At 68.9% G+C, this 5,549-nt stretch carries 3 protein-coding genes and 2 pseudogenes; 3 read left to right on the top strand and 2 right to left on the bottom strand.

Features of this window, described 5'->3' with window-relative positions; all coding sequences use genetic code 11:
- Positions 1-71: 71 nt before the first annotated feature.
- Together RIF68_RS36550 and RIF68_RS25800 are read left to right on the top strand one after the other, a co-directional pair.
- Positions 72-260, top strand: a pseudogene (locus tag RIF68_RS36550) (hypothetical protein); the annotation flags it as partial.
- 180 nt (positions 261-440) lie between these two features.
- Positions 441-2,183 carry an ABC transporter substrate-binding protein gene (locus RIF68_RS25800; RefSeq protein WP_375165739.1) on the top strand — a complete coding sequence of 581 codons (1,743 nt, stop codon included), beginning with the start codon at positions 441-443 and terminating at the stop codon, positions 2,181-2,183.
- Positions 2,184-2,701: 518 nt separating this feature from the next.
- Here the strand turns inward: RIF68_RS25800 and RIF68_RS25795 are convergent.
- Entirely contained in the window at positions 2,702-3,820 is a 1,119-nt protein-coding gene (locus tag RIF68_RS25795; RefSeq protein ID WP_309053694.1) for a hypothetical protein, read from the bottom strand.
- A 123-nt stretch (positions 3,821-3,943) separates the two neighbouring features.
- Between RIF68_RS25795 and RIF68_RS25790 the strand changes: the two genes are divergently transcribed.
- A complete protein-coding gene (locus RIF68_RS25790) occupies positions 3,944-5,098 on the top strand; it encodes a cystathionine gamma-synthase (protein ID WP_309053693.1) in 1,155 nt (384 codons plus the stop codon).
- Between the two features lie 278 nt (positions 5,099-5,376).
- Here the strand turns inward: RIF68_RS25790 and RIF68_RS25785 are convergent.
- Positions 5,377-5,549: pseudogene (locus RIF68_RS25785) on the bottom strand (MarR family transcriptional regulator); the annotation flags it as partial.

Here is a 5,549-nt window from a genome sequence, read left to right as displayed (position 1 = left end):
CCAAGGCCGTCGACCGCAGTGTCGGCGAAGTGCACACCAAAACTGGTCAACTCGTCGGAACGCCGCCGTTCATGGCCCCTGAGCAGTGGCGCGTACCGCCGGAAGTCAGCCCGGCCATCGATGTCTTCGCGCTCGGCTCGCTCCTGGTCTTCGCGGCCTCCGGGCACGGACCATTCGATGCGGACCACCCCTATGTGACCGCCTATCAGATTGTTCATCACGACCCCGACCTGAGTGCCCTGCCCGACTCTCTGCGGATCATCATAGAGAGGTGTCTCGACAAGGACCCGGCCCGTCGGCCCACCCCGGACGAGTTGCTCACCGTGGTGCACACTCGCCGCGCCACCCCGGATCCGAGGGACTCCACAGATCAGGGTGCGGCCGGCGTACGGCTCAAGCGTCGGCGCAAACGCGGTGTCACGCGCATCCTCACGTCTGCGATCGCGGCCATCGGTCTGCTGGCCGTGGGGATCCCGGTCGGGCTGAACTGGCTGCACGAGTCATCGCGGGGGGCGACCGGATCCGGCGCCGGATACAACGCCGCCACCGAAGGCGTCGCCAACGCGTCGTCGACCCAGGGCGGCACATTGCGCTTCGTCTCCACCCAGGAGGCCGACTCGTGGGATCCCCAGCGCACCTACTACGGGTCCGTGTGGGATTTCGCCCGGTACTACACCCGGCAGTTGGTCACCTATGCCCCACGCGCCGGACGTGCGAGCACCGCTCTGGTGCCCGACCTCGCCACCGGCTTGGCCAAGGTCTCGGACGGCGGAACGACGTACACCTACGAACTACGGGACGGCGTCACGTGGGAGGACGGTTCGCCCGTCACTTCACAGGACATCAAGTACGGCATCGAGCGGACCTGGGCGGACGATGTCATTTCCGGCGGCCCTGCCTACCTCAAGAAGGTCCTCGACCCAGATCAGACCTATAAGGGGCCGTACAAGGACGAGGATCCGCGGAAATTGGGTCTGCGGACCATCAAGACTCCTGACAGTCAGACGATTGTCTTCCACCTGTCCGAGCCGAACGGCGACTTCGAGCAGATGCTGGCTCTTCCGGTGGCGTCCCCCGCCAAAAGCGAGCGTGACACTGGCAGCCTGTACGAACTGAGACCTTTTTCGTCGGGTCCCTACAAGTTCGCTTCATATGACCCGAACCGCAAGCTGGTTCTGGTCCGCAACGAACAGTGGAACCAGGAGTCCGACCCGATCCGTCCGGCGCTCCCCGACCGTATTGAGGTCACCTTCGTCGCCGATGCGAATGAGATGGATGAACGTCTGTTGAGTGGTGAATTCGATCTCGACTTGAACGGTACGGGGCTCAGTCGGGCTGCCATCGCTAAGGCGCTGGGGAGCGCTGACCTCAAGGCGAACCTGGACAATCCCAGTACTGGATACGTCAGGTATGCGGCCTTCCCGAGATCGGTCAAGCCGATGAACAACATCCACTGCCGCAGGGCCGTCATTTTCGCGGCCGACCACAGGGAGTTGCAAACGGCCCGAGGCGGGCCGATCGTCGGTGGTGATATAGCTCCCAATATGCTCCCTCTCTCCATCGCGGGCTCCGACCGGACCTACGATCCTTATGGTGTGCTCGCAAACAACGGCAAGGCGAATCTAGAAGCGGCCAAGAAGGAACTCAAGGCGTGCGGCAGGCCAAACGGTTTTTCCACGACCATAGCCGTGCGCAAGAACGTACCGGTCGAGGTTGACACGGCTCTGGCCTTGCAGAAGGCACTGAAGAAAGTCAACATCAACACAAAAATTGACCAAGTCGACGGTGCCGCAACCTTCGGGGTGTTCAAGTCACCCAAGGCGGTGAAGGACAGAGGGTACGGCGTCATCCTCATGGGGTTCGCTGCAGATTTCCCGACCGGTCAGGGTTTCTTGCGCCCTCTGGTTGACGGGCGGTTCATTCTGGAGGCAGGTAACAATAACTACAGTGAACTCAATGACCCTGAGATCAATGCACTGTTAGACGACGCAATTGCCGAACAAGATCCGGTCAAGGCGGGGGGCATCTATGGGCAGATCAATCGCAAGGTCTCCGAAAACGCGGTATACCTGCCTATCACCTACGAGAAAATCATGATGTGGCGCGGCCCTCGATTGACCAACGCGTATACGGCAGACTCCTACTATGGTCGGTACGACTACGTGTCGTTGGGTGTGCGATAGGAGCGCGGCCTGTGCGGAGCCCCCGACGCATGCGACGCGGGCGAGCGGCTATGCGGTTCGGCGTGTGGTTGCAGCGAACCGCGGCACGATGCGATGGACGGTTCACGCCGTGTCACCGAGAAGGAGAACCAGCCGTACTGTCGCCGACTTCGATGTGAGTACGGGGCCGAAGAAGTGGCCGATCAGGCGGACCGCATCGGCCACCATGCAAGCCGGGATACCACCCGCCTCATGAGCAGTTAGTGCGGTCCGGGTAGCGCTCTCAGTGAAGTCCGTGCTCACCGGGCCGGGAGGTCGAAGACCGAATGCGCTGCGTGCAGCGAACGGTTGGAGGACACCAAGCCGGAGCTTTTCCGAGACCGGTCCGCCCTCTGGCCGAGTTCCCGGGCCGGTGGCGCCGCAGGCGCGATCGGGCTGACGGCCCGGCGCAGCGCGGCGACTGTGGCGGGGAACTGAACTGGGGATCAGCGGTTGCCCAAGAGAATGAGCGTCGGCCCTCCGCCGCGAGGGGGCGCCCGTCAGTGCGGCAGCGTCGCCGGGCTCCCCCCGTTGGCCTCGTAGCCCGCCACCGCCAGGGCCCGGTGGACCGCGAACTCCGCCGCCGGGTCGGGGGAGAGGGTCCAGGGGAGGGCGCCGACGTGGCCGTCTATGTGGACGAGCTGGTTCATGGCCTCGGCCCAGCGCTCGCCGCGGACCAGGAAGTACAGCAGCAGATGGCGGACGTGCGCCGACATCGGGTCGTCGGGGCGGGCGCCGTGCACCGCGTGCAGCGCGCCGTGGACCGCCTTGGTGACGACCTCGCTCCGGTGGAAACCGCTGACCAGGTTGACCTCGGGGAGGTGCTCGAACACCGCGAACAGCGGCAGCGCGGCGAGCAGCGAGCCCTGCGGCGCGCGGGCCGCCGCGGCTTCCGCGAAGGAGTAGGCGAGCTCCCGGGAGCCGTGCCACTTCTCGCACCAGTAGTGCAGCGCGGCCAGGTGCGCGCCCATGTGCGCCGGAGCGCGGTCCAGGATCTTCAGCCAGAGCTGCTCGAACGCCGCCCGCTCGTAGCCCAGGCCGCGGGCCACCGACAGCTCGATGATGTACGGGACCGGATCGCCGGGGGCCAGCAGCGCCGCCTCGCCGCACGCCGCCCTCGCCTCCTCCATGATGATCCGGAACTCGTCCGTGCCCGGCGTCGACGTCCGCCACGCCTGCTGCACCAGGAACTCGGCGTGCACCGCGGCACCCCCCGCGTCCTTGGGCTTCTCCGCCCGCCACACCCGCAGCCACTGGCCGCCCGGCGTCTGCCCGACCCCGCCCGGCCGCTGCCGCACCTCCAGCGCCGCCGCGCCCGCGAAGGCCTGCACGCGCTGCCAGCGCCGCTCGCCCTCCGCCTCCGTACCGGCGAGGAGCTGCTGCGCCGCGCGGTAGTCCTGGGTGCCCTGCACCACGTCGAGGACGTCGATCAGGTCCTGGTCCGGGCCGGGCATCCGGACGTCCAGCTCCTCCTCCAGGACGAAGCCGTAGTGCGAGGGGTCCGCGGCGTCCGGATGACCGGCCGGGACCTGCTCGATCATGCCGCGCCGGCGCCGGAAGACGGGGAGCAGCACGAAGCCGAACATGACCAGTGCCAGCAGGACCCAGAGAATCTCCATGCCTACAAGCGAACCAGACCACGCCGACAATTGGCCAACCTGCCGCCGGTCCTGTGGAAAACCCCGTCGGCCGCCCTCCCGGCGGGCGCTCGCGGACGCGCGCGGCACACTACCCTCGGGCCCATGAGCGACAGGCACTTCAGTCAGCACTTCGAGACCCTCGCGATCCACGCGGGCAACACCGCCGACCCCCTCACGGGCGCGGTCGTCCCCCCGATCTACCAGGTCTCCACCTACAAGCAGGACGGCGTCGGCGGCCTGCGCGGCGGCTACGAGTACAGCCGCAGCGCCAACCCGACCCGGACCGCGCTGGAGGAGAACCTCGCCGCTCTGGAGGGTGGCTGCCGCGGCCTCGCCTTCGCCTCCGGACTGGCCGCCGAGGACTGCCTGCTGCGCACGCTGCTGCGCCCCGGCGACCACGTGGTCATCCCCGCCGACGCCTACGGCGGCACCTTCCGGCTCTTCGCCAAGGTCGCCACCCGCTGGGGCGTGGAGTGGTCGGTGGCCGACAGTTCCGACCCCGCCGCCGTACAGGCCGCGCTCACCCCGAGGACCAAGGCCGTCTGGGTGGAGACGCCCTCCAACCCGCTGCTCGGCATCACCGACATCGCCGCCGTCGCCCAGGTGGCCCGGGACGCCGGCGCCAGGCTCGTCGTCGACAACACCTTCGCCACGCCCTACCTCCAGCAGCCGCTGGCCCTCGGCGCGGACGTCGTCGTGCACTCCCTCACCAAGTACATGGGCGGCCACTCCGACGTCGTCGGCGGCGCGCTGGTCGTCGGCGACCCGGCGCTGGGCGAGGAGCTGGCGTTCCACCAGAACGCGATGGGCGCGGTCGCCGGGCCCTTCGACGCCTGGCTGGTGCTGCGCGGCACCAAGACGCTCGCGGTGCGCATGGACCGGCACAGCGAGAACGCCGGCAAGGTCGCCGACCTGCTCACCCGGCACCCGCGCGTGACGAGCGTCCTGTACCCGGGGCTGCCGGACCACCCCGGGCACGAGGTGGCCGCCAAGCAGATGCGGGCGTTCGGCGGGATGGTCTCCTTCCGGGTGGAGGGCGGCGAGGAGGCGGCCGTCGAGGTCTGCAACCGGGCGAAGGTGTTCACGCTGGGCGAGTCCCTGGGCGGCGTCGAGTCGCTGATCGAGCACCCGGGACGGATGACGCACGCCTCGGCGGCCGGTTCCGCCCTGGAGGTCCCGGCCGACCTGGTGCGCCTGTCGGTGGGCATCGAGAACGCCGACGACCTGCTGGAGGACCTCCAGCAGGCCCTGGGCTGACCGGCCCGCACCCCGGCGTCGACGACGGCGCAGTCGTTGCCGGCGGCGGTGTCACCCGCGGTCCGGGGGCCGGCGCCCGGACCGTGCGGGCCGCCGCGGCCGCACGGCAGCCATCCGCGGCTCGTCCGGCGTCGGGCACAGGGGCGATCCCGCCTTCTCCGTCCGAGCCCCCGGCGGCGGGTGGCCCGGCCGGTCACGTACGAGGAGCAGGAGCGGCCCGCCGTCGGGGGCCGGGGGCACAGTGGCCGTACGGCCGCCCGGCCGTGCTCGGCGGTGGCTCAGGAGGCCGGCGGGATCTCCGCGTCGGCGTTCGTCTGGGGCTGCGGGGCGGGGGCCATCCGGGCGGACAGGGCGCCGTTGAAGCGCGTGAGGAGCGCGCAGAACGTCTCACGCTCCTCCGGCGCCCAGTCCTGGGTGAGCTCGGCCATCAGCTGACGGCGGGAGGCGCGCA

Origin of the sequence: Streptomyces sp., assembly GCF_031178505.1 — a bacterium.
Taxonomy (GTDB): domain Bacteria; phylum Actinomycetota; class Actinomycetes; order Streptomycetales; family Streptomycetaceae; genus Streptomyces; species Streptomyces gulbargensis.
The sequence above is the reverse complement of the archived record's forward strand: the minus strand, read 5'-3'. Positions and strand labels throughout refer to the sequence as shown.

Bases quoted from the DNA above. Each gene is read 5' to 3' on its own strand.
- RIF68_RS25795 (WP_309053694.1), bottom strand. From the start codon at position 3,820: ATGGAGATTCTCTGGGTCCTGCTGGCACTGGTCATGTTCGGCTTCGTG.
- RIF68_RS25790 (WP_309053693.1), top strand. From the start codon at position 3,944: ATGAGCGACAGGCACTTCAGTCAGCACTTCGAGACCCTCGCGATCCAC.